Annotated in this window: 23 protein-coding genes; 13 read left to right on the forward strand and 10 right to left on the reverse strand. The window is 59.8% G+C overall.

What is annotated here, in order from left to right:
• Positions 1-2: 2 nt before the first annotated feature.
• The 3 genes from pcaF to ABLX76_RS20870 are packed head-to-tail and all read right to left on the reverse strand — an operon-like array spanning position 3 to position 2,569.
• Positions 3-1,205 carry a 3-oxoadipyl-CoA thiolase gene (pcaF, locus tag ABLX76_RS20860; protein ID WP_048297434.1) on the reverse strand — a complete coding sequence of 401 codons (1,203 nt, stop codon included), beginning with the start codon at positions 1,203-1,205 and terminating at the stop codon, positions 3-5.
• Positions 1,206-1,215: 10 nt separating this feature from the next.
• The gene (locus ABLX76_RS20865) at positions 1,216-1,872 is read right to left on the reverse strand and encodes a 3-oxoacid CoA-transferase subunit B (RefSeq protein ID WP_023289515.1); all 657 of its coding nucleotides are present in this window, start codon (positions 1,870-1,872) and stop codon (positions 1,216-1,218) included.
• A 10-nt stretch (positions 1,873-1,882) separates the two neighbouring features.
• Positions 1,883-2,569, reverse strand: coding sequence for a 3-oxoacid CoA-transferase subunit A (locus tag ABLX76_RS20870; protein ID WP_023289514.1), 687 nt, complete (start codon positions 2,567-2,569; stop codon positions 1,883-1,885).
• 169 nt (positions 2,570-2,738) lie between these two features.
• On the opposite strand from ABLX76_RS20870, the gene ABLX76_RS20875 reads away from it, so the two are divergent.
• Positions 2,739-3,545: an IclR family transcriptional regulator C-terminal domain-containing protein gene (locus ABLX76_RS20875; RefSeq protein ID WP_023289513.1), complete on the forward strand. Its 807-nt coding sequence runs from the start codon at positions 2,739-2,741 to the stop codon at positions 3,543-3,545.
• Here the strand turns inward: ABLX76_RS20875 and smrA are convergent.
• Positions 3,542-4,105 (reverse strand): DNA endonuclease SmrA, encoded by a 564-nt coding sequence (gene smrA / locus ABLX76_RS20880; RefSeq protein WP_032452707.1) that lies wholly within the window; start codon positions 4,103-4,105, stop codon positions 3,542-3,544. The genes ABLX76_RS20875 and smrA overlap by 4 nt on opposite strands.
• Before the next feature lie 101 nt (positions 4,106-4,206).
• Positions 4,207-5,115, reverse strand: coding sequence for a LysR family transcriptional regulator (locus ABLX76_RS20885; protein ID WP_044522727.1), 909 nt, complete (start codon positions 5,113-5,115; stop codon positions 4,207-4,209).
• Positions 5,116-5,281: 166 nt separating this feature from the next.
• On the opposite strand from ABLX76_RS20885, the gene ABLX76_RS20890 reads away from it, so the two are divergent.
• From ABLX76_RS20890 to abgT, 3 genes are all read left to right on the forward strand, one after another.
• Positions 5,282-6,592 carry a M20 family metallo-hydrolase gene (locus tag ABLX76_RS20890; RefSeq protein ID WP_348875226.1) on the forward strand — a complete coding sequence of 437 codons (1,311 nt, stop codon included), beginning with the start codon at positions 5,282-5,284 and terminating at the stop codon, positions 6,590-6,592.
• Positions 6,592-8,037 (forward strand): M20 family metallopeptidase, encoded by a 1,446-nt coding sequence (locus tag ABLX76_RS20895; protein ID WP_348875229.1) that lies wholly within the window; start codon positions 6,592-6,594, stop codon positions 8,035-8,037. The genes ABLX76_RS20890 and ABLX76_RS20895 overlap by 1 nt, the downstream gene beginning before the upstream one ends.
• Positions 8,038-8,160: 123 nt before the next feature.
• The gene (abgT, locus tag ABLX76_RS20900; protein ID WP_261901486.1) at positions 8,161-9,687 is read left to right on the forward strand and encodes a p-aminobenzoyl-glutamate transporter; all 1,527 of its coding nucleotides are present in this window, start codon (positions 8,161-8,163) and stop codon (positions 9,685-9,687) included.
• 32 nt (positions 9,688-9,719) lie between these two features.
• On the opposite strand, the gene ABLX76_RS20905 is transcribed toward abgT, so the two are convergent.
• A complete protein-coding gene (locus ABLX76_RS20905) occupies positions 9,720-9,878 on the reverse strand; it encodes a hypothetical protein (protein WP_023289507.1) in 159 nt (52 codons plus the stop codon).
• Positions 9,879-10,145: 267 nt separating this feature from the next.
• On the opposite strand from ABLX76_RS20905, the gene ogt reads away from it, so the two are divergent.
• The 3 genes from ogt to uspE all read left to right on the forward strand — a co-directional run bounded on the left by ogt (position 10,146) and on the right by uspE (position 12,696).
• Entirely contained in the window at positions 10,146-10,661 is a 516-nt protein-coding gene (gene ogt, locus ABLX76_RS20910) for a methylated-DNA--[protein]-cysteine S-methyltransferase (protein WP_023289506.1), read from the forward strand.
• A 193-nt stretch (positions 10,662-10,854) separates the two neighbouring features.
• Positions 10,855-11,607, forward strand: a complete 753-nt coding sequence (gene fnr, locus ABLX76_RS20915; RefSeq protein WP_004887031.1) for a fumarate/nitrate reduction transcriptional regulator Fnr — start codon at positions 10,855-10,857, stop codon at positions 11,605-11,607.
• Between the two features lie 138 nt (positions 11,608-11,745).
• Entirely contained in the window at positions 11,746-12,696 is a 951-nt protein-coding gene (gene uspE, locus ABLX76_RS20920; protein WP_004887033.1) for a universal stress protein UspE, read from the forward strand.
• Between the two features lie 119 nt (positions 12,697-12,815).
• Here the strand turns inward: uspE and ABLX76_RS20925 are convergent, their stop codons facing one another.
• The 3 genes from ABLX76_RS20925 to pntA form a co-directional block, all read right to left on the reverse strand.
• Positions 12,816-13,004, reverse strand: coding sequence for a YdiH family protein (locus ABLX76_RS20925; RefSeq protein ID WP_004887037.1), 189 nt, complete (start codon positions 13,002-13,004; stop codon positions 12,816-12,818).
• A 148-nt stretch (positions 13,005-13,152) separates the two neighbouring features.
• Positions 13,153-14,541, reverse strand: a complete 1,389-nt coding sequence (gene pntB, locus ABLX76_RS20930) for a Re/Si-specific NAD(P)(+) transhydrogenase subunit beta (RefSeq protein ID WP_023289505.1) — start codon at positions 14,539-14,541, stop codon at positions 13,153-13,155.
• A gap of 10 nt (positions 14,542-14,551) precedes the next feature.
• A complete protein-coding gene (gene pntA / locus ABLX76_RS20935; RefSeq protein ID WP_348875230.1) occupies positions 14,552-16,081 on the reverse strand; it encodes a Re/Si-specific NAD(P)(+) transhydrogenase subunit alpha in 1,530 nt (509 codons plus the stop codon).
• 521 nt (positions 16,082-16,602) lie between these two features.
• Here pntA and ydgH point away from each other — a divergent pair.
• The 3 genes from ydgH (at position 16,603) to folM (ending at position 19,872) form a co-directional block, all read left to right on the forward strand.
• Positions 16,603-17,553 (forward strand): DUF1471 family protein YdgH, encoded by a 951-nt coding sequence (ydgH, locus tag ABLX76_RS20940; RefSeq protein WP_004887044.1) that lies wholly within the window; start codon positions 16,603-16,605, stop codon positions 17,551-17,553.
• Between the two features lie 177 nt (positions 17,554-17,730).
• Entirely contained in the window at positions 17,731-19,113 is a 1,383-nt protein-coding gene (locus ABLX76_RS20945) for an amino acid permease (RefSeq protein WP_065882261.1), read from the forward strand.
• A 36-nt stretch (positions 19,114-19,149) separates the two neighbouring features.
• Positions 19,150-19,872, forward strand: a complete 723-nt coding sequence (folM, locus tag ABLX76_RS20950; protein WP_048297427.1) for a dihydromonapterin reductase — start codon at positions 19,150-19,152, stop codon at positions 19,870-19,872.
• Here folM and ABLX76_RS20955 read toward each other — a convergent pair.
• Entirely contained in the window at positions 19,869-20,204 is a 336-nt protein-coding gene (locus ABLX76_RS20955) for a GlpM family protein (RefSeq protein WP_023289501.1), read from the reverse strand. The genes folM and ABLX76_RS20955 overlap by 4 nt on opposite strands.
• A gap of 128 nt (positions 20,205-20,332) precedes the next feature.
• On the opposite strand from ABLX76_RS20955, the gene rstA reads away from it, so the two are divergent.
• The 3 genes from rstA (at position 20,333) to rstB (ending at position 23,208) form a co-directional block, all read left to right on the forward strand.
• Positions 20,333-21,049, forward strand: coding sequence for a two-component system response regulator RstA (gene rstA / locus ABLX76_RS20960; protein ID WP_023289500.1), 717 nt, complete (start codon positions 20,333-20,335; stop codon positions 21,047-21,049).
• A 230-nt stretch (positions 21,050-21,279) separates the two neighbouring features.
• Positions 21,280-21,642, forward strand: coding sequence for a hypothetical protein (locus tag ABLX76_RS20965; RefSeq protein ID WP_023289499.1), 363 nt, complete (start codon positions 21,280-21,282; stop codon positions 21,640-21,642).
• A gap of 264 nt (positions 21,643-21,906) precedes the next feature.
• Positions 21,907-23,208, forward strand: coding sequence for a two-component system sensor histidine kinase RstB (gene rstB, locus ABLX76_RS20970; RefSeq protein ID WP_065882260.1), 1,302 nt, complete (start codon positions 21,907-21,909; stop codon positions 23,206-23,208).
• Positions 23,209-23,261 lie beyond the last annotated feature (53 nt).

Below are 23,261 nucleotides of genomic sequence, written 5' to 3' on the forward strand. Positions count from 1 at the left end.
CCTTAAACACGTTCAATAATCAGGGCGATCCCCTGCCCGACGCCGATGCACATGGTGCACAGCGCGTAGCGGCCGCCGGTCCGTTTCAGCTGGTAAGCTGCGGTCATCGCCAGGCGGCCGCCGGAGGCGCCGAGCGGATGCCCCAGGGCGATCGCCCCGCCGTTGGGGTTCACATGGGCGGCATCGTCCGGTAAGCCCAAATCGCGGGTCACCGCCAGCGCCTGGGCGGCGAAGGCTTCATTCAGCTCGATCACATCCATCTGGGCTAACGTCAGACCGGTCTGCGCCAGCACCTTCCGCACCGCCGGCGCCGGGCCAAAGCCCATAATGCGCGGCGCCACCCCCGCCGTCGCCACGCCGACCACCCGGGCCAGCGGCTGAAGATCGTTGGCCGCCAGCGCAGTTTCGCTGGCCAGCAGCAGCGCGCAGGCGCCATCGTTAACGCCTGAGGCGTTGCCGGCGGTGACGCTGCCGTCGGCGCGCACCACGCCGCGCAGTTTCGCCAGCGCCTCCAGCGAGGTGCTGCGCGGGTGTTCATCGCGGCTAAACCGCAGCGGTTCGCCTTTACGCTGCGGCACCTGGACGGCGATCAGCTCATCGGCAAAACGCCCAGCCTCCTGGGCCGCGGCGGTGCGCAGTTGACTGCGTAAGGCGAACGCATCCTGATCGGCGCGGGAAATGGCAAACTCATCGGCGACATTTTCCGCCGTCTCCGGCATGGAATGCACGCCGTACAGGGCTTTCATCTGCGGGTTAATAAAGCGCCAGCCGATGGTGGTATCCTCCATCTGCATGCTGCGGCTAAAGGCGCTCTCCGCTTTACCCATCACAAACGGCGCCCGGGACATACTCTCCACGCCGCCGGCGATCATCAGCTGCGTCTCCCCGCTTTTAATCGCCCGCGCCGCGACGCCGATCGCATCGAGGCTGGAGCCGCACAGGCGGTTGATGGTGCTGCCGGGCACGCTCTCCGGCAGCCCGGCCAGCAGCAGCGCCATCCGCGCCACGTTGCGGTTGTCTTCCCCGGCCTGGTTGGCGCAGCCAAAGATCACATCGTCAATGCGCGAAGGATCCAGTCCCGGGTTACGCTCCAGCAGCGCTTTCAGGGGCAGCGCCGCCAGGTCGTCAGCGCGCATCGTCGCCAGGGTACCACCAAAACGGCCAAAGGGTGTACGCACCGCATCACAGATAAATGCCTGATTCATCATAGGTTCCTTACGCGCTTTCCGCCAGTTGTTCAAAGGTCAGCGTCACCGGAGTGATGCGCTGCAGCTCTTCAAAAGAGAGACCGTTAAAGATTTCCCGCACCACCGGGCCGCGGTCGGTAATGTCGATCACCGCCAGGTCGGTATAGATCCGGCTCACGCAGCCGACGCCGGTCAGCGGGTAGCTGCACTGTTCCACCAGCTTGCACTCGCCGTCGCGGGTTAGATGGTCCATCATCACAAACACCTGGCGAGCGCCGATGGCCAGATCCATCGCCCCGCCGACCGCCGGGATGGCGTCCGGCGCGCCGGTGCTCCAGTTGGCGAGATCGCCGCTGGCGGAGACCTGATAGGCCCCCAGCACGCAGATATCGAGATGGCCGCCGCGCATCATGGCGAAGGAGTCGCCATGGTGGAAATAGCAGCCGCCCTGCAGGAGGGTAACGTACTCTTTACCGGCATTGATCAGCTCGGGATCTTCTTCTCCGGGCTGCGGCTTCGGCCCCATGCCCAGCAGGCCGTTCTCGCTGTGCAGGAACACCTCTTTGTCGGCAGGCAGGTAGTTGGCAATCCGGGTCGGCAGGCCAATGCCGAGGTTAACGTAAGCGCCTTCGGGGATATCGCGGGCCACGCGCTGGGCCATTTCGTCACGGGTCAGTTTTTGCATCTCGGGTTCCTCAGGCGCGTTGTGCGGCAGTCAGGTTTTCCAGCGAGAACACGCGCTGGACGAAAATGCCGGGGGTGATGATGTGTTCCGGGTCGAGGTCGCCCAGCGACACCAGCTGCGAGACTTCAACGATGGTGGTTTTCGCCGCCGTCGCCATAATCGGGCCAAAGTTGCGCGCTGCTTTGCGATACACCAGGTTGCCCCAGCGGTCGCCCTGGTGGGCTTTAATCAGCGCGAAATCGGCTTTGATCGGATACTCCAGCACATAGTGGCGGCCGTCGATTTCCCGTGTCTCCTTGCCTTCCGCCAGCGGCGTGCCGTAGCCGGTGGGGGTAAACACCGCGCCCAGCCCGGCGCCGGCGGCCTGGATCCGCGCCGCGAGGTTGCCCTGCGGCACCAGCTCCAGCTCCACTTTGCCGCGGCGATAGAGGTCATCGAAAATCTGGGAATCGACCTGGCGCGGGAAGGAGCAGATCATTTTGCGCACCCGGCCAGCCTTAAGCAGCGCCGCGAGCCCCACTTCGCCGTTGCCAGCGTTGTTGTTAATGATGGTCAGGTCGCGGGCGCCCTGGTCAATCAGGGCGTCAATCAGAAAGGTCGGCTGGCCGGCGGGACCAAAGCCGCCGATCATAATAGTCGCCCCGTCGTGGATCCCGGCGATGGCCTCGCTCAGCGTCGATACGCTTTTATCAATCATCAGGTCGCTCCATTGATGTGCGGTAATCGCACTTTTATTCGTTGTTCGCACAAAATGTGACCCGCTCAACGATGTCGGTCAAGGGCGATAATCGAAATATGGTGCGATAATCGAACATCGGTTATCTTTAGCGAAAGAATGTGATCGATGGCAAATATGGGGAACAGAAATGGACAAGCATCCAGACGATTTACTGACCGGCGACGGCGATCCGTTTAAGGGCGATCCTAACTTCATGGCCTCGCTGGCGCGCGGCCTGGAGGTGATTCAGGCATTCACGCCGCAGCGGCCCCTGCTGTCTATCTCACAGATCAGTCAAAAGACCGGCATTCCGCGCGCAGCGGTGCGCCGCTGCCTGTATACCCTGAGCAAGCTGGGGTTCGTTTATGCCGAAGACGGTAAGCATTTTCAGCTGCGGCCGCGGATCCTGGCCCTGGGGCACGCCTGGCTGGCCTCAACGCCGCTGGCGCGTTCGGCGCAGCCGGTGCTGCGGCATCTGAGCGAAATGCTCAATGAATCCTGCTCCATCGCCACCCTCGACGGGGACGATATCCTGTATATCGCCCGCGCTTCCAGCTCGCGGATCATGACCATCGACCTCGATATCGGCAGCCGCCTTCCGGCGTGGGCGACTTCGATGGGTCGGGTGCTGCTCAGCCATCAGCCGGAGGAGAAGCTCAACGACATGCTGGCCCGGGTAACCATGATCCGCTATACCCCGCAGACGGTGGATTCGGTGGCGAAGCTGCGCGCCGAGCTGAAACGGGTGCATCAGCAGGGGTATGCCCTCAACGATCAGGAGCTGGAGATGGGCCTGCGCTCCCTCGCGGTACCGCTGTTTAACGCCCAGGGGCAGGCGCAGGCAGCGCTGAACGTCGGGGTGCATGCGGGCCAGATGTCGGCCCGCGAGATGATCGACCGCGTGCTGCCGGAGCTGCAAAAAGCCGCCCGCGAGCTGACGCTGCTGCTGCGCTAACGGCTGCGCTTGGCGTGCCGCTCCCAGGTCTCCTGCTTCGCTTCGGCCGATTTACGCAGCGCGACATAGCAGGCGCCGCTACCGCCATGATGTGGTAGCGCGGCGCAGAAGGCCTGCACCTCCGGCAGCTCTTCCAGCCAACGCGCCAGATAGCTGCGGATGATATTGGCATGGGACTGGTCGTCGCGGCCTTTGCCGTGAACGATCAGCACATTGCGTAACCCCTCTTTCTGCGCCTGCACCATAAAGGCGAAGAGCATCTGCCGGCACTGTTCCACCGGCTGGCGCAGCAGGGAGAGGCTCGCCTGCTGGCTGTATTTCCCCCGCCGTAGCTTATCCAGCACACCGCTCTGCAGCCCTTCGCGCTTAAACTCCAGCGGCGTGGCGAGCGGTACGATATCGAGATAGCCGGTAGTGAGAAAATTATCCAGTTGCAGGGTGTCGACGCGCTGCGGGGCGCGACTGTTGCGCCCGGGATGCCAGTGCACGTCATTGTTACGTTTCAGGGGCTGGACATCTTCCATGGCGTCAAGAAACAGGGATTTGTCATCAAGGTTCATGGGCTCTCCTCCAGCGGCTGTCGCCAGCTACTATAGCCGCCTCGCGCTCCCCCCTCAACGCGTTTAGCCCCGTCTGCTGGCAAAGTGAGCGCGACGGGCGGTTAAGGAAACAATTGTCGACTCTGGCGGCGAAACAGGGTGATTAATGACGCCGTTAGCGGCGTCTGCCGGGTGTCGCGCCGCTGGATCAGAAAATAGGCCGCCGTCGGCAACGCTTCGCGGACGGGGATCATCATCAGCTTGTCCGCCATCATCGGATCGTTGCCGAGCTCCACCGGCAGGATACTGAGAAAATCGCTTTTCACCACCAGGCTGATGCACGACGAGAAGGTCTCGCACACAATATCCACCTTTGGCGCCAGTCCGGCCTGATTAAACCGGTCCTGCAGCTGTTTAAAGTAGCTGCCGCGCGGCGTCGGCATGGTCCAGTGGTGATCCATCAGCTCCACCAGCGAGGTGGCCTGCGCCGCCGGATGCCCCGCGCGGGCGAAGACCGCGAACGGTTTCTCAAACAGTTTTTCAAAGCTGAACTCATGGTCGTACGGCCCGGGATAGTAGGTGTTGATGGTGAAATCCAGCTCCCCCTGGCGCAGCTCATTGATCATCGCCAGCAGCTGGCCCTCCATGATCCGCACCTTCACCTGCGGATGCTGCTGATGAAAGCGGCAGATCACCGACGGCATCAGCGACCGGGCGACGCTGGCGCCAAGGCCAATATTGATCTGCCCGGCCTGCTCTCCCTGGCGCTGCAGCAGTTCATCCTGCGCCGCCCGCAGCTCCTCGAGGATCAGGCTCGCATGTTGATAAAAACTTTCGCCATCGTCAGTCAGCGCCACCCCCTGGCGGCGGCGGACGAACAGCTGAGCGGAAAGCCCCTCCTCCAGCTCTTTAATCGCTTTGGTCAGGGCCGGCTGCGAGACCGCCAGCGAGCGGCTGGCGCCGCGAATACTCCCTTCCCGGGCCACCTCGACGAAGGCGCGAATTTGATGAAATTTAATCTGAAATGCCATGCTTTTGGTGATAACCGTTGTTTATCAGACGGAAGAAAATGACATCTACTGTAATCCATCAGGCTGTGGCAGGTTAAGAGCGTTAAGGCCTGTAGCGCGTCAGTGATAAACAAAAGCTATCACACCGTGAACACCGTCACATTTTTTACTTATGACAGGATAAGCTATGCCGCAACTTGATGAATACCTGCGCCAGCTGGCGCCAGCCATGACCCAATGGCGCCGCGATTTTCACCTGCACGCTGAATCCGGCTGGCTGGAGTTTCGCACCGCCAGCAAGGTGGCGGAGATCCTCGACGGGCTCGGCTACCAGCTGGCGCTGGGGCGTGACGTCATCGATGCCGACAGCCGGATGGGGCTGCCGGATGAGGAGACCCTGAACCAGGCTTTCGAGCGCGCCCGCGAGCAAGGGGCGCCGGAACGCTGGTTGCCGGTGTTTGAAGGCGGGTTCGCCGGTGTGGTGGCGACGCTCGACACCGGACGTCCCGGCCCAACCCTGGCCTTTCGCGTCGACATGGACGCCCTCGACCTCAATGAGCAGCACGATGACAGCCACCGCCCCCATCGCGACCATTTCGCCTCCTGCAACGCCGGCATGATGCACGCCTGCGGCCACGATGGACATACCGCCATCGGGCTGGGTCTGGCGCATGTGCTCAAGCAGTATGCCGCCCAGCTCAACGGGGTCATTAAACTGATTTTCCAGCCTGCTGAAGAGGGTACCCGCGGCGCCCGCGCGATGGTGGCCGCCGGCGTGGTGGACGAGGTGGACTATTTCACCGCCATCCATATCGGCACCGGCGTTCCGGTCGGCACCGTGGTGTGCGGGGGGGACAACTTTATGGCCACCACCAAATTCGATGTGCAGTTTAGCGGCGTGGCCGCCCATGCCGGCGGTAAGCCTGAAGATGGGCGCAACGCGCTGCTCGCCGCCGCCCAGGCCGCCCTTGCTCTGCACGCCATCCCACCGCACAGCGCCGGCGCGTCGCGGGTCAACGTTGGGGTGATGCAGGCCGGCACCGGACGCAACGTGGTGCCCTCTTCGGCCCTGTTAAAAGTGGAAACCCGCGGCGAAAGCGAAGCCATCAATCAGTATGTTTTTGACCGGGCGCAGCACGTCATCGCCGGGGCCGCGGCGATGCATCAAGCCGGGTACGAGTTACGCATGATGGGCGCGGCCACCGCCAGCGCCCCGTCGCCGGCGTGGGTGGCGTACCTGCGCGAACAGGCCGCCCTTGTGCCCGGCGTGCAGCAGGCGGTGGATCGCATCGCCGCCCCGGCGGGATCGGAAGACGCCACCCTGATGATGGCCCGGGTCCAGGCGCGCGGCGGCCTCGCCTCGTACATGATATTCGGCACCGAACTGAGCGCCGGTCACCACAACGAGAAGTTTGACTTCGACGAGAGCGTAATGACGGTCGCGGTCGACACCCTGGCGCGCGTCGCGCTTAACTTTCCCTGGCAGCGGGGGGTGTGATGGAACCCATCTTTCAGTTTGTGGACGAGGTGATTGAGGCAAGCCGCGAGACGTATTGCGCTATCGCCGATGACATCTGGGATCACCCGGAGACGCGCTTTGAGGAGTTCTGGTCCGCCCGCCGGCTGGCGGACGCCCTGGAAGCGGAAGGTTTTCAGCTTACCCGGGATGCCGGCGGGATCCCCAATGCTTTTATCGCCAGCGTCGGCGAGGGCCAACCGGTTATTGCCCTGCTGGGCGAGTTTGACGCCCTGGCGGGTCTTAGCCAGCAGGCCCACAGCGCGGAGCCGACATCGTCGACGCCGGGGGGCAACGGTCACGGCTGCGGGCACAATCTGCTCGGGACGGCGGCTTTCGCCGCGGCGGTGGCCGCTAAAAAATGGCTGCAGCAGCACGGCGGCGCAGGCACCCTGCGCTTCTACGGTTGCCCGGGGGAAGAAGGCGGCTCGGGCAAAACCTTTATGGTGCGCGAAGGGCTGTTTGATGACGTCGATGCGGCCCTCACCTGGCATCCGGAGGCCTGGGCCGGGATGTTCAGCACCCGCACCCTCGCCAACATTCAGGCGGCGTGGCGCTTTACCGGCACCGCCGCCCACGCCGCCAATTCGCCGCACCTGGGGCGAAGCGCCCTGGACGCGGTCACCCTGATGACCACCGGCAGCAACTTCCTGAATGAACATATTATCGAGAAGGCGCGGGTTCATTACGCCATTACCGATACCGGCGGCGTCTCGCCCAACGTCGTCCAGGCCCAGGCGGAAGTGCTGTATCTGATCCGCGCGCCGGAGATGGCCGACGTGGAACAGATTTTCGCCCGCATTGAGAAGATTGCCCAGGGGGCCGCGCTGATGACCGAGACCCACGTCAGCTGCCGCTTTGAAAAAGCCTGCTCGGGCTATCTGCCCAACCGCACGCTCGAAGCGGCGATGTACCAGGCGGTATGCCATTACGGCACGCCGGCATGGAGCGACGACGAGCGCGCCTTTGCCGCGGCGATCCGCGCCTCGCTCAGCGACAACGATATCAACAACAGCCTGAACAATATCGCCGGCACCGGCGGCGAGGCGGGGAAAACCTTCGCTCGTCGCCACCGCGACACGCTGTTGATTGATGAGGTGGCGCCGTGGGCGGCCACGGATACGCTCCTCGCCGGCTCCACCGACGTCGGCGACGTCAGCTGGAAAGCGCCGGTGGCCCAGTGCTTCAGCCCCTGCTTCGCGGTGGGTACCCCGCTGCACAGCTGGCAGCTGGTGAGCCAGGGACGCACCGCCATCGCCCATAAAGGGATGCTGCTGGCGGGGAAAGTCCTCGCGGCGACGGCGATCCGCTTATTCAGCGACCGCGCGCTGCTGGAGGCCAGCCAGCGAGAGCTCAGGCAAGCACTGGCCGAACATCCCTACCGCTGCCCGATCCCGGCGGAGGTGAGACCGTCGGTTTTACGCTAACCATACAGACCAGACCGCTCCTGACAGACGCTGACCGGCATCGCGGCACGCACCGACCATAATAACCGCCGGCAGTACGGGAGCAGGCCTGCCTAACACAACAACGACAACAGAGGAACGCCCATGAGTATGTCATCCATACCGTCGCCTTCCCCCGCCGGAAAGCGCTATGGCTGGGTAGAGAAGATCGGTAATAAGGTCCCGCACCCGTTTTTGCTGTTTATCTATCTTATCGTGGCGCTGATCGCCGCCACGGCGATACTCTACGCCTTCAACGTCGGGGTCCAAAACCCTGCGGACGGGTCGCGGGTGGTGGTCAAAAACCTGCTCAGCGTGGAAGGGTTGCACTGGTTTCTACCGAACGTGATTAAAAACTTCAGCGGATTCGCGCCGCTGGGGGCGATCCTCGCCCTGGTGCTGGGAGCCGGCTTTGCCGAGCGGGTGGGCCTGTTGCCCGCGCTGATGGTGAAGATGGCCTCCCACGTTAGCGCCCGTTATGCCAGCTATATGGTGCTGTTTATCGCCTTTTTCAGCCATATCTCTTCCGACGCCGCGCTGGTGATCATGCCGCCGCTGGGGGCGCTGATGTTTCTCGCCGTCGGTCGGCATCCGGTCGCCGGCCTGCTGGCGGCCATTGCCGGGGTGGGCTGCGGCTTTACCGCCAATTTACTGATCGTCACCACCGACGTGCTGCTCTCCGGGATCAGCACCGAGGCGGCCAAATCCATCGATGCCTCTCTGCACGTCAGCGTGATCGACAACTGGTACTTTATGGCGACCTCGGTGATCCTCCTGACCCTCGTCGGCGGTTTGATCACTGACAAGCTGGTGGAGCCGCGGCTGGGCCAATGGCAAGGCAGTCGTGATGACAAGCTGCAGACCCTGACCGCCGAGGAGCGTTTCGGCCTGCGCATCGCCGGCGTGGCGACGCTGGCGTTCGTGGCGGTCATCGCCCTGATGGTGGTTCCCGAAAACGGCATTCTTCGCGATCCGGTTCAGCACACGGTCATGCCCTCGCCGTTTATCAAAGGCATCGTGCCGCTGATCATCTTTTTCTTCTTTGTCGTGTCGCTGGCTTACGGCATCGCCACCGGCAAAATTCGCCGCCAGGCCGATCTGCCGCAGCTGATGATTGAGCCGATGAAAGAGATGGCCGGATTTATCGTGATGGTCTTCCCGCTGGCGCAGTTCGTGGCGATGTTCAACTGGAGCAATATGGGTAAGTTTATGGCCGTTGGCCTGACGGACCTGCTGGAGAGCGCTGGCATGAACGGCGTCCCGGCGTTTGTCGGTCTGGCGCTGCTGTCGGCTTTTCTGTGTATGTTTATCGCCAGCGGCTCGGCCATCTGGTCGATTCTGGCGCCGATCTTCGTGCCGATGTTTATGCTGCTGGGCTTCCACCCGGCGTTTGCGCAGATCCTGTTTCGCATCGCCGATTCATCGGTGCTGCCGCTGGCGCCGGTTTCACCGTTTGTGCCGCTGTTTCTCGGTTTTTTACAGCGCTACCGACCGGACGCCCGCCTCGGGACATACTATTCGCTGGTGCTCCCTTACCCGCTGATTTTCCTCGCCGTCTGGCTGCTGTTGCTGGTGGGCTGGTATCTGGCAGGACTGCCCATCGGCCCTGGCATCTATCCGCGGCTTCCTTAAGCCGTTGAAGCGCCAGGGACGGCGGCTTACGCTTAACGCGGAACCTTCACTTTGACCTTGCGGGGGAGATCCGCGGCTCCGGCGAAGATGCCGAAAAGCGCGCGATACCCGCGTTCGAGCAACAGCGTGAGGCCATGGATAACCAGGCCGCTGAAGATCAATACGATTACGCCAGTCAGTATATATTGCATAGCCCCACCTCTGAGTTATTAACCGCGCCGCGCCGACGCGGCGGCACCTTCCCGGGCGCGCAAAGCTGCGCGGAGGACCGGCGTCGTCAGCTTAAAAGTAGCAAAAACCATGCCCGATAACCCGCCAGGATCGATCCAAAAATAAATCAACGTAACGGCCGCTGGCTGCCGGTCGATGATGCGGGTTTATCTTTTGGGAGTATAGTTGACCGCCGCCGGCGCGTGGTATCGTGTGGCCCTCGTGTACGATGGTGGATGACCGAAACGATGTTGACCTTGCTGCAGGATAAAATGGATACCCCGCTGGGGGCGCTGTGGGTGCTCTGCGACGAACAGTTTAATTTGCGCGCCGTCGAGTGGGACGAGCACCGCGATCGGATGGAAACCCTGCTCGATGTACACTATCGCCGGGAAGGCTATCAGCGCGTCGACTGCCGCAATCCAGGCGGTCTCAGCAGTAAGCTGAACGACTATTTTGCCGGCGATCTGGCCGTTATCGAGACCTTGCCTACCGCCACCGCCGGCACCCCTTTCCAGCGTCAGGTCTGGCGGGCGTTACGCGAGATCCCCTGCGGCCAGGTGATGCACTACGGTCAGCTGGCCGAGGCGCTCGGTCGTCCCGGCGCGGCGCGCGCCGTGGGGGCCGCCAATGGCGCCAACCCGGTGAGTATTGTGGTGCCCTGCCATCGGGTCATCGGGCGTAACGGCACGATGACCGGCTATGCCGGCGGCGTGCAGCGTAAAGAGTGGCTTCTGCGCCACGAGGGCTATCTGTTGCTTTGACTGAAAATGCGTTTTCGGAATTTTCAGGTAATTTTACAATCCAATGTGGCTGAATAATCTATTTTTAATCAAGCAGATATCAGCCTGTGTTGATTTACCCTGCTGATATTACGTGTTTCAGAGCCTGAAGACTTACCTGCTCATCAAAAAGATGTTAAAATTGACCAATATCAATTAAGGCCTGAGCAGACATATGATCCCTGAGAAGCGAATTATTCGACGCATTCAGTCTGGCGGTTGTGCTATCCATTGTCAGGATTGCAGTATCAGCCAGCTCTGCATCCCCTTTACTCTGAACGAGCATGAGCTTGATCAGCTGGATAATATTATCGAGCGGAAAAAGCCCATCCAGAAAGGTCAAACCTTGTTCAAAGCGGGCGATGAGCTGAAATCGTTGTACGCCATTCGCTCCGGGACCATCAAAAGCTACACCATCACCGAGCAAGGCGATGAGCAGATTACCGGCTTCCATCTGGCGGGCGATCTGGTGGGCTTCGACGCCATCGGCACCGGCCTGCACCCGAGCTTCGCCCAGGCGCTGGAAACCTCGATGGTGTGCGAGATCCCCTTTGAAACCCTCGACGATCTTTCCGGAAAAATGCCGAATCTGCGTCAGCAGATGATGCGCCTGATGAGCGGTGAGATCAAAGGCGACCAGGATATGATCCTGCTGCTTTCCAAAAAGAACGCCGAAGAGCGCCTGGCCGCGTTTATCTATAACCTGTCACGCCGTTTCGCGCAGCGCGGTTTCTCTCCCCGCGAGTTCCGACTGACCATGACCCGCGGCGACATTGGCAACTATCTCGGCCTCACCGTCGAAACCATCAGCCGTCTGCTGGGGCGTTTCCAGAAGAGCGGCATGCTGGCGGTGAAAGGCAAATACATCACCATTGAAAACGGCGACCTGCTGGCCCAGCTGGCCGGTCAGGCGCGCAACGTCGCTTAATCTCCGCGCAACACCTGGTCAGGATCGGCATTTTTTTCAGATTTGTTGATCTGACCAGGCTCCTCCCCTGTTTCAATTCATCCATATAGGTTATCTTTTTAATAACTGACGGTAGCTGCAGTTGTAAGGAGACCCTGTATGGCGAAGTATCAGAGCATGCTGGTAGTAATCGATCCTAACCAGGACGACCAGCCGGCGCTAAGGCGAGCGGTGTACCTGCACCAACGGATTGGTGGACGCATCAAAGCCTTTTTGCCGATCTATGATTTTTCTTATGAAATGACCACCCTGCTGTCGCCGGACGAACGGACGGCGATGCGTCAGGGCGTCATTGCCCAACGAACGGCCTGGATCCGCGAGCAGGCGAAATTCTATCTTGAATCCGGTGTGCCGATTGACGTGAAAGTGGTGTGGCACAACCGCCCCTTCGAAGCCATTATTCAGGAAGTGATCAGTGAGAAACACGACCTGCTGCTGAAGATGGCCCACCAGCACGACAAGCTGGAAGCGGTGATCTTCACCCCGACCGACTGGCATCTGCTGCGTAAGTGCCCCTGCCCGGTCTGGATGGTGAAAGATCAGCCGTGGCCGGAAGGCGGTAAAGCGCTGGTCGCCGTCAATCTGGCCAGTGAAGAGAATTATCACAACACCCTCAACGAGAAGCTGGTTCGCGAGACGCTGTCGCTGGCGGAAGAAGTCAACCACACTGAAGTGCACCTTATCGGCGCCTATCCGGTCACCCCGATCAATATCGCGATTGAGCTGCCGGATTTCGATCCCAGCGTGTACAACGACGCCATTCGCGGTCAGCATCTGCTGGCGATGAAAGCGCTGCGGCAGAAGTTTGGCATTGACGAGAAATTCACCCATGTGGAAAAAGGGTTGCCTGAGGAGGTGATCCCGGATCTCGCCGAGCATCTGCAGGCGGGGATCGTGGTGCTGGGTACGGTCGGACGCACCGGCCTCTCCGCGGCGTTCCTTGGCAATACCGCGGAGCAGGTCGTCGACCACCTGCGCTGCGATCTGCTGGTGCTTAAACCAGAGGCCTATCAGACGCCGGTGGAACTGGACGACGACGACGACGATTAACCTTCCCTCCCGGAACGTTCACCTTCCCCCGCCTCGCGGGGGATTTTTTTGCCCGCTTTCCCTCAGGCACAAAAAAGGGCCGCTTGCGGCCCCGTCATTGCATGGCGATCATGAACAACTCAGTGGATACCCAGACGCCAGGCCAGATCGATCTCTTCTTTCAGCTCCAGCGAGGAGAGCGCCATCAGGTCAGCAAACTCCAGCTCCAGCAGTTTAAGTTTTTTCAGATACTGCGCTGGGGTCATGACGGTAGTGTCGCGGCGTAAGAATTCGATGGCCATCTGCGTTGGGGTTAACTCGGTATCCATAATATCCTCTGTCTGATGTAAGAACCGGAACATTATATCACCTCTCTCCGCTTATTTTATGAACAATTCCTGGCATCCTTCTGCATATAAAAAAGCCGTCTCACAGGAGACGGCTTATAAACAAACGTTGTAAAACAATAATGTTACATTACAGCGCTTTCAGGATCGCATCGACGCTGGCTTTGGCATCGCCAAACAGCATATGGGTGTTCTCTTTAAAGAACAGCGGGTTCTGTACGCCGGCGTAACCGGTGTTCATCGAACGCTTAAAGACCACCACGTTCTGCGCTTTCCACACCTCAAGCACCGGCATACCAGCAATCGGGCTCTTCGGATCGTCCTGCGCCGCCGGGTTGACGGTATCGTTAGCGCCAATGACCAGCACGGTGTCGGTGTCGCTGAAATCATCGTTGATCTCATCCATCTCCAGCACGATGTCGTAAGGCACCTTGGCCTCCGCCAGCAGGACGTTCATATGCCCCGGCAGACGGCCGGCGACCGGGTGAATGCCAAAGCGCACCTTAATGCCGCGCGCCCGCAGCTTCTCGGTGATCTCGGCCACCGGATACTGCGCCTGGGCCACCGCCATACCATAGCCCGGGGTGATGATGACCGAGTGCGAATTTTTCAGCATCTCCGCCGTCTCTTCGGCGCTAATTTCGCGGTGCTCGCCCACTTCTTCATCGCCGCCGCTGGAGGAACCATCGGTGCCGAAGCCGCCGGCAATCACGCTGATAAAGGAGCGGTTCATCGCCTTACACATAATGTAAGAGAGGATGGCGCCGGAAGAGCCCACCAGCGCGCCGGTGACGATCAGCAGGTCATTGCTCAGCATAAAGCCCGCCGCCGCCGCCGCCCAGCCCGAGTAGGAGTTGAGCATAGAGACCACCACCGGCATGTCCGCGCCGCCGATAGAGGCCACCAGGTGCCAGCCGAAGGCCAGCGCGATCGCGGTCATCACCAGCAGGCACAGGACCTGGGTGCCGGTGCTGTCGGAGCGCACGAAAATTACCATCAGTACGAAGGAGACCACCAGCGCCGCCAGGTTCAGCTTATGGCGATTAGGCAGCATCAGCGGTTTGGAGGAGATCTTGCCGCGCAGTTTACCAAACGCCACCACCGAACCGGTGAAGGTCACCGCGCCGATGAAGATGCCGAGGAACACTTCGGTCAAATGGATATTGACCAGAATCTGCTCCATACCGGTTTCATGCTGCAGGTAGCTGTTAAACCCTACCAGCACCGCCGCCAGGCCCACGAAGCTGTGCAGGATGGCCACCAGCTCCGGCATCTCGGTCATTTCGACCTTCTTCGCCAGACGAATACCGATTGCCCCGCCGATCACCATCGCGAGGATAATCCAGCCGACGTTGCCGGCGTCCGGCCCCAGAATGGTGGCGATCAGAGCGATGGCCATCCCGGCGATGCCGAAATAGTTGCCCTGCTGCGAGGTTTCGTGTTTCGACAGACCCGCCAGGCTGAAAATAAACAGGATTGCAGCAACAATGTATGCAGCTGTAACTAATCCACCAGACATGTGCTACCCCTTATCCTTTGCGAAACATTTTCAGCATGCGCTGAGTCACGGTAAAACCACCGAAAATATTAATGCTGGCGATCAGTACCGCGATAAAGCTCAGGAAGCTGACCCAGCCGCCGTGGCCTATCTGCAACAATGCGCCAACCACGATAATGCCCGAAATGGCGTTCGTCACCGACATCAGCGGCGTATGCAGGGCATGGGAGACATTCCATACCACGTAGTAACCCACCACGCAGGCCAGCGCGAAGACGGTGAAATGGCCGAGGAACTCTTTTGGCGCCACGTTGGCCAGCCAGCCGAAGAGGATAATCGCCAGCGCAATCAGCGCATATTTGCGCCACGGCGACGCCGGTTTGACCTCTTCTTTCGGCGCTTCCACTTTTTTCGCCGCGGCCTGCGGCTGAGCGGAGACCTGAATCGGCGGCGCCGGCCAGGTGATTTCGCCTTCGCGCACCACGGTAACGCCGCGCACCACCACGTCATCGAAATCGATAACGATATTGCCGTCTTTCTCTTTGCACAGCAGCTTCAGCAGGTTCACCAGGTTAGTGCCGTAGAGCTGGGAGGACTGGGTCGGCAGACGGCCTGGGAGGTCGGTATAACCGATAATTTTCACGCCGTTGGCGGTGGTCACCACTTCGCCCGGCACGGTGTACTCGCAGTTGCCGCCGTTTTGCGAGGCGAGATCGACCACCACGCTGCCCGACTTCATTGAGTCAACCATTTCCCGGGTGATCAGCTTCGGCGCCGGTTTGCCCGGTATTAACGCCGTGGTGACGATAATATCGACCTCTTTCGCCTGAGCGGCGAACAGCGCCATTTCGGCTTTGATAAAGGCTTCGGACATCACCTTGGCATAGCCGTCGCCGCTGCCCGCTTCCTCTTTAAAATCCAGCTCGAGGAACTCGGCGCCCATACTCTGCACCTGCTCCTTCACTTCCGGGCGGGTATCGAAGGCGCGGACAATCGCGCCCAGGCTGTTGGCGGCGCCAATCGCCGCCAGTCCAGCTACCCCGGCGCCGATAACCATCACCTTGGCGGGCGGAACTTTGCCTGCCGCCGTGATCTGCCCGGTAAAGAAACGACCGAATTCATGGGCCGCTTCAACGATAGCGCGGTACCCGGCGATATTGGCCATTGAGCTGAGCGCATCCAGCGATTGGGCGCGTGAGATACGCGGCACCGAATCCATCGCCATCACGTTGATATTACGGGCCGCCAGTTTTTCCATCAGCTGCGGGTTTTGCGCCGGCCAGATAAAGCTAATCAGCGTGGTTCCTGGGTTTAACAGGGCAATTTCATCGTCATTCGGGGCATTGACCTTGAGGATGACATCAGACTGCCACACCTCGTCGCCGGCCACGATTTCAGCCCCTGCCTGGGCAAAGGCCTCATCGTCAAAGCTGGCCAGCTTCCCGGCGCCGCTTTCTACCGCGACGCTAAAGCCGAGTTTGAGCAACTGCTCAACGGTCTTCGGCGTGGCGGCGGCCCGGGTCTCCTGGGCTAGCCTTTCTTGTGGTACACCAATACGCATAGTTTTCCCTTCCATCGGTTTTTGATGATGGTTTACTTTTCTGACCAACAGCGACAGGACGGCAAAATCATCCTCGCCATCTTTCGCTGTCTGCAAAATGAAACAGTAACAAACTTTTTATAACCTACTGAAAATAGCGATTGTGATCTACAGCGATAAAACAGAAATTTTGATTTTATTGCTTATTGTCAGCACAGATGGTTCCGGGCAGCAATATTTACCTGAATTTGCCTCTCAGGCCTGATAATCCGCTTATCCAGTGGTATAAAACGCCATTTATCGCCATTGAGATCATTGTATTAACATTACATTAACTAATAAAAGTGGTATCGATTATCGTTTTTGCTGGTCAAGCGGCTGTTTTTTCAACATATCGAAAAATGTTATCTTTCCGTAGTATACGATTCGGGCGGCACGCAAAAAATGACGCAGACAGTCACGGCGATTAAATGCAATAATCAAACGTTTTCAGTCAACAACAACACCAGTATATGGTTTGCGCAAGGCAAAGGATTATTTTTATGAAGCTTAAAAACACCCTCCTGGCGTCTGCTCTCCTGACAACCGCCACGTTGTCTGCCCACGCAGCGACCGAGTTGACCCCGGAGCAGGCGGCTGCGCTGAAGCCCTACGATCGCGTTGTCGTCACCGGCCGCTTTAATGCCATTGGCGACGCGGTGCAAGCGGTATCGCGCAAAGCTGACAAAGACGGCGCGGCCTCATTCTATGTTGTCGACACGTCGGATTACGGCAATGGCGGCAACTGGCGCGTCACGGCTGACCTCTATAAAGACGACGCGCCGAAAGCGGATGCGCCGAAAAATCGCATCATCAATGGCGTGATGGAGCTGCCGAAAGATCAGGCCGTTGAGCTGATGCCTTACGACACCGTCACCGTCCAGGGCTTCTATCGCAGCCAGCCGGAAGTGAACGACGCCATCACCAAAGCGGCGAAAGCGAAAGGCGCCTATGCGTTCTTCATCGTCCGCCAGGTGGACGCCAACCAGGGCGGCAATCAGCGCATTACCGCCTATATCTACAAAAAAGATGCGGAAAAACGTGTTCTGCAGAGCCCGGACGCTATCCCGGCTGATTCTGAAGCCGGCCGCGCGGCGCTGGCCAAAGGCGGCGAAGCGGCGAAAAACGTCGAAATCCCGGGCGTCGCCACCACCGCGGCGGTTGGCTCCGGCACCGGCGTAGGTCGTTTCTTCGAGACCCAGTCGTCAAAAGGCGGACGTTACACTGTCACGCTGCCGGATGGCACCAAAGTTGAAGAAGTGAACAAAGTGACTGCGGCGCAAATGGTGCCGTTCGATAACATCAAGTTCACCGGCAACTACGGCAACATGACCGAGATCTCCTATCAGACGGCAAAACGCGCGGCGAAGAAAGGGGCGAAGTACTATCACATTACCCGCCAGTGGCAGGAACGCGGCGGCAACATCACCATCAGCGCCGATTTGTACAAATAATCGCTGCTGACTGGCTAAAAAGGCGGCGCATTGCCGCCTTTTCATTTTTTTTCATCCCCCGCCATTGCATGGCCCCCGGACACTCCGTAAAATCCCGCGCCTTAGCGCAATCCTCCATTTTTATGCGATTTCGCAAAATAAATATTCTGGAACAGCCATTTTCACTTCGGGAATGCAATGGAAAAGAAACTGGGCCTGAGCGCCCTGACCGCCCTGGTCCTCAGCTCAATGCTCGGCGCTGGCGTATTCAGTTTGCCGCAAAATATGGCGGCCGTGGCCAGCCCTTCCGCTCTGCTCATCGGCTGGGCGATTACCGGCGTCGGGATCCTGTTCCTCGCCTTCGCGATGCTGTTGTTGACCCGTATTCGTCCCGACCTCGACGGCGGGATCTTCACTTACGCCCGCGAAGGGTTCGGCGAGCTGATCGGCTTCTGTTCCGCCTGGGGCTACTGGCTGTGCGCGGTGATCGCCAATGTCTCCTATCTGGTGATCGTCTTTTCGGCGCTCAGTTTCTTCACCGATACCCCTGAGCTGCGCCTGTTTGGCGATGGCAACACCTGGCAGTCTATCGTTGGCGCTTCAGTTCTGCTGTGGGTGGTCCACTTCCTGGTCCTGCGTGGCGTGCAGACGGCGGCGGGGATTAACCTGGTCGCCACCCTCGCCAAGCTGTTGCCGCTGGGGGCGTTTGTCGCCCTCGCCGCCCTGGCCTTTCAGCTGGATACGTTCCGCCTCGATTTCAGCGGCCTGGCGCTGGGCGTACCGGTGTGGGAGCAGGTTAAAAACACGATGCTGATCACTCTGTGGGTGTTTATCGGCGTCGAGGGCGCGGTGGTGGTCTCCGCCCGCGCGCGACACAAGCGGGACGTTGGCCGCGCGACGCTGCTGGCGGTGCTTTCGGCCCTCGCGGTGTATCTGCTGGTCACCCTGCTGTCGCTGGGCGTGGTGCCGCGTAGCGAACTGGCCGAAATGCGCAACCCGTCGATGGCGGGACTGATGGTCAGACTGATGGGCTCGTGGGGTGAAATTGTGATTGCCGCCGGGCTTATCGTGTCGGTGTGTGGCGCTTATCTCAGCTGGACGATCATGGCCGCCGAAGTGCCTTACCTCGCCGCCACTCACAAAGCCTTCCCGCGCCTGTTCGCCCGCCAGAACCGCAACAACGCCCCCTCCGCTTCGCTGTGGCTGACCAATATCAGCGTTCAGGCGTCGCTGGTCCTCATCTGGCTGACCGGTTCGGACTACGGCACCCTGCTGACCATCGCCTCAGAGATGATCCTCGTGCCCTATCTGCTGGTCGGCGCCTTTTTACTCAAAATCGCCACCCATCCGCTGCATAAAGCGGTGGGTATCGGCGCCTGCATTTATGGCTTATGGTTATTATACGCGTCGGGACCTGTGCATTTGCTATTGTCGGTGGTACTTTACGCTCCGGGTCTTCTGGTCTTTTTGTACGCCCGACGTACGCACCAGCACGATCGTTCGCTCAAACGCCGCGAATTGGCGCTAATTGGTTTATTGCTGGTTGCCGCTGTGCCGGCAACGTGGATGCTGGTGGGGTAAGCGGTCGCCCTGCCGCAGAAATCAAAGGAGATACCCATGGCTGAACAACAGCCCCGCCCGGTTCTGATCACAGGAGGAGGCCGCCGCATCGGCCTCGCGCTGGCGCACCATTTTCTGCAGCAACACCAGCCGGTGATCGTCAGCTATCGCACGCCCTATCCGGCGATCGAAGACCTGCGCGAAGCGGGCGCCCTCTGTCTGCAGGCCGACTTCAGCAGCGATGACGGCATTCTGACCTTTGCCGAAGCGGTTAAATCGCATACCAGCGGCCTGCGGGCCATCATCCACAACGCCAGCGACTGGATGGCGGAGAAGCCGGGCGTACCGCTCAGCACGGTGATCAACCGCATGATGCAGATCCACGTCCATGCCCCCTATCTGCTCAACCACGCGCTGGAGGATCTCCTGCGCGGCCACGGCCATGCCGCCAGCGACATTATCCATATCACCGATTACGTGGTGGAGCGCGGGAGCGATAAACATATCGCCTACGCCGCCAGCAAGGCCGCGCTGGACAACATGACCCGCTCCTTTGCCCGCAAGCTGGCCCCGGAGATCAAAGTCAACGCCATTGCGCCGTCGCTGATCATGTTCAATGAAGGTGACGACGAGGCTTATCGTCAGCAGGCGCTGGATAAGTCGCTGATGAAAATCGCCCCGGGCGAGAAAGAGATCAGCGACCTTATCGACTATCTGTTTACCAGCCGCTACGTGACCGGCCGGTCATTCGCCGTCGACGGCGGTCGCCCTCTGCGTTAGTGGAAGCGGCTCCAGCCAACAATCAACAGCCACGCGCACAGCCCCCAGCACCCCACTGCGCCTGCCAGCGCCAACGGCAGGCGCATGATCCCGGTGAAGTACCACAGCGACAGCAGATAGATAAAATAGGGAACGATCGACCACATACCGAACACGATAGTGGTGCGCAGGGCTTCAATACCGCGCTCGCTGGCGACAATATAGTGGGCGATGAGCGCAAAGGTGGGAAACAGCGGAACAAGTCCGGCGATGGCGTAGTTTTTGGTTTTCGCCAGCACGCCAATCAGCACCACCACCAGCGCGCCCAGCAGCCCTTTGATTAACAGCCCCATGTCCTTATGCCTTAACAATGAATCAACAAGTTAGCGCAGCATAGCGGAATTAGCGCTGTTTTTAAAAGAGGAATGGCGGGTAAAATAGGCGCGGTGTATGTTACTTCTTTTACTGATGTGCAATAGACATGAATAAAATCGTTTTTGTTGAGGATGACCCTGAGGTAGGGGCGCTGATCGCCGCCTATCTCGGCAAGCATGATATGGATGTGGTGGTCGAGCCTCGCGGCGACCGCGCAGAGGAAGTGATCGCGCGGGAGAAACCGGACCTCGTGCTCCTGGACATTATGCTGCCCGGCAAGGACGGAATGACGCTCTGTCGCGATCTGCGTGGGCAATGGCAAGGGCCGATTGTCCTGCTGACCTCGCTCGACAGCGATATGAACCATATCCTCTCCCTGGAGATGGGCGCCAGCGATTATATCCTGAAAACCACCCCGCCGGCGGTGCTGCTGGCGCGACTGCGTCTGCATTTGCGCCAGCATATCGCCCCGGCGGGAGCAGGCGCGCCTGCGACGCTGACCCCGCACAAGACCATCTCCTTTGGCTCACTGACCATTGACCCGGTCAACCGCCAGGTGCTGCTCGGCGGAGAAAGCGTCGCCCTGTCTACCGCCGATTTCGACCTGCTGTGGGAGCTGGCTACCCACGCCGGGCAGATTATGGACCGCGACGCCCTGCTGAAAAATTTACGCGGCGTCACCTACGACGGGATGGATCGCAGCGTCGACGTCGCCATCTCGCGCCTGCGCAAAAAACTGCTCGATAACGCCACAGAACCCTACCGGATTAAGACGGTACGCAATAAAGGCTACCTCTTCGCCCCCCACGCCTGGGACAACTGAGCGTTCCTTCTGCGGCCCTGAAAGGGGCCCGTTTACCGCCTGTTCCCCGGCGGTATGCGCATCGCATTTTCCGCCGCCTTCGCGCTGGCGGGCCGCCGCCAGTTTGTCATATTGAGTAAATCAATATGTTTCGCCGTACAGAAGCCCATCACATAACCCCTCAATATGATTGTGCTCAAGGACTTACCGTTATCAGAGTGGCATAAAGCCTGAAAACACAGGACTTTTGCATGATGAAATACGTTGTACTTTTGGCACTTACCCTCTTCACGTCACTCTCTGGCTGGGCTTTTTCCCTCGACAACGCCGATATCCGGCTCCTCTGTCCACAGCGCGGGCAAATTAAGGTGCTCCTCCACCGCTATCAACATACCCAGCAATCCTGGGGAGATCACCATTTCGAAACCGGCGGCGGATACGTGCGCCAGGGGCCGCTGCTGGTGATCCCGTTTGCTAACCTTGATCAGATGATTTACCACCAGACCACCGGCGAATTTGCTTACTGGTATGCCGAAGCAAAACAGCTGGTGCGCTGTCGACTGCTGAGCCTGGCCACCCTCTATCCGGTGGATATCCCCTACTATCGCGAGTAGCGCCCAGCGGCGCGCAGATGACACTGGACATAATCCTTGCCTAATGCAGAGGTAAGCTCGCAATAAGTGACACTGTCACATTTTCAACGACGTCGCTCCCCCCGGCTGGCTATTGTCAGGGGGCATAAACCCTGCTTTGATAGCGTATCGGTTACTCCCGCGCGGGCCTCGGCTCGCCCCGGTAAACCCGAGACGTTTCCGCCTCGCCGGGCAGATGGTCCCGAGGCGCCGGCAGGTTTCTCTTTTTGACTATGCGGTAATGTAATGAAAAAGCTGTTCGTGCAGTTCTACCTTCTGCTCTTCGTCTGCTTTCTGGTGATGACCATGCTGGTGGGCCTGGTCTATAAATTTACCGCTGAACGCGCCGGCCGGCAGTCGCTTGACGATCTGATGAAAAGCTCACTGTATCTGATGCGCAGCGAGCTGCGGGAAATTCCGCCTCGCGACTGGAGCAAGACGCTGAAAGAACTGGATCTTAATCTGTCGTTCGACCTGCACATCGAACCGATGAGCAAATTCAAATTGTCGGAAAGCTCGATGCAGCACCTGCGCGCCGGGGATATCGTCGCGCTCGACGACCAGTACACCTTTATCCAGCGCATCCCCCGCAGCCACTATGTGTTATCCGTGGGCCCGGTGCCCTATCTCTATTTTCTGCATGAAATGCGTCTCCTGGACGTAGCGCTGATGGCGTTTATCGCTATCTCGCTGGCCTTCCCGGTGTTTATCTGGATGCGTCCGCACTGGCAGGACATGCTGCGCATTGAGACCGCCGCCCAGCGCTTTGGCGAAGGCCACCTCAGCGAGCGTATTCATTTTGACAGCATGTCCAGCTTTGAGCGGCTCGGGGTGGCCTTCAACCAGATGGCCGACAACATTAACGCCCTCATTGCCAGTAAAAAGCAGCTGATTGACGGCATCGCCCATGAGCTCAGGACGCCGCTGGTGCGCCTGCGCTACCGTCTGGAGATGAGCGAAAACCTCACAGAAGCGGAATCGCAGGCGCTGAACCGCGATATCGGCCAGCTGGAGGCGCTCATAGAAGAGCTCCTGACCTACGCCCGTCTCGACCGCCCGCAGACGGAGCTCAGCCTGACCACTCCCGATTTCCCCGCCTGGATCCGCGACCACGTCGAGGATATCCAGATGGTCAACCCGCAGCGCGAAGTCGGCCTCGCGACGCTGACCCGCGGCAACTATGGCGCGCTGGATATGCGGTTGATGGAGCGGGTGCTGGATAATCTGGTGAACAACGCCCTGCGCTACAGCGGTCAGCGGGTAGCGGTCAGCCTGACCCTGCAGGGTTCCCGCGCGTCGTTGCAGGTCGACGATGACGGCCCGGGCATTGCCCCCGAGGAGCGCGAGCGGGTGTTCGAACCTTTTGTTCGTCTTGACCCCAGCCGCGATCGGGCGACCGGAGGGTGCGGCCTCGGCCTGGCCATTGTCCACAGTATCGCCCAGGCGATGGGGGGCGACGTTCGCTGCGAGGCCAGTCCACTCGGCGGCGCCCGCTTCTGCTTTAGCTGGCCGGTCTATCATCAGTTGCCCGATTTTACCTCTGCCTGAATAAAACTTGCGCAGAAGCCGCGGGCTGGGTATGCTGCAAAAATCGAATAGTA

Source organism: Klebsiella sp. JB_Kp004, from assembly GCF_040065795.1.
GTDB lineage: Bacteria > Pseudomonadota > Gammaproteobacteria > Enterobacterales > Enterobacteriaceae > Klebsiella > Klebsiella quasipneumoniae.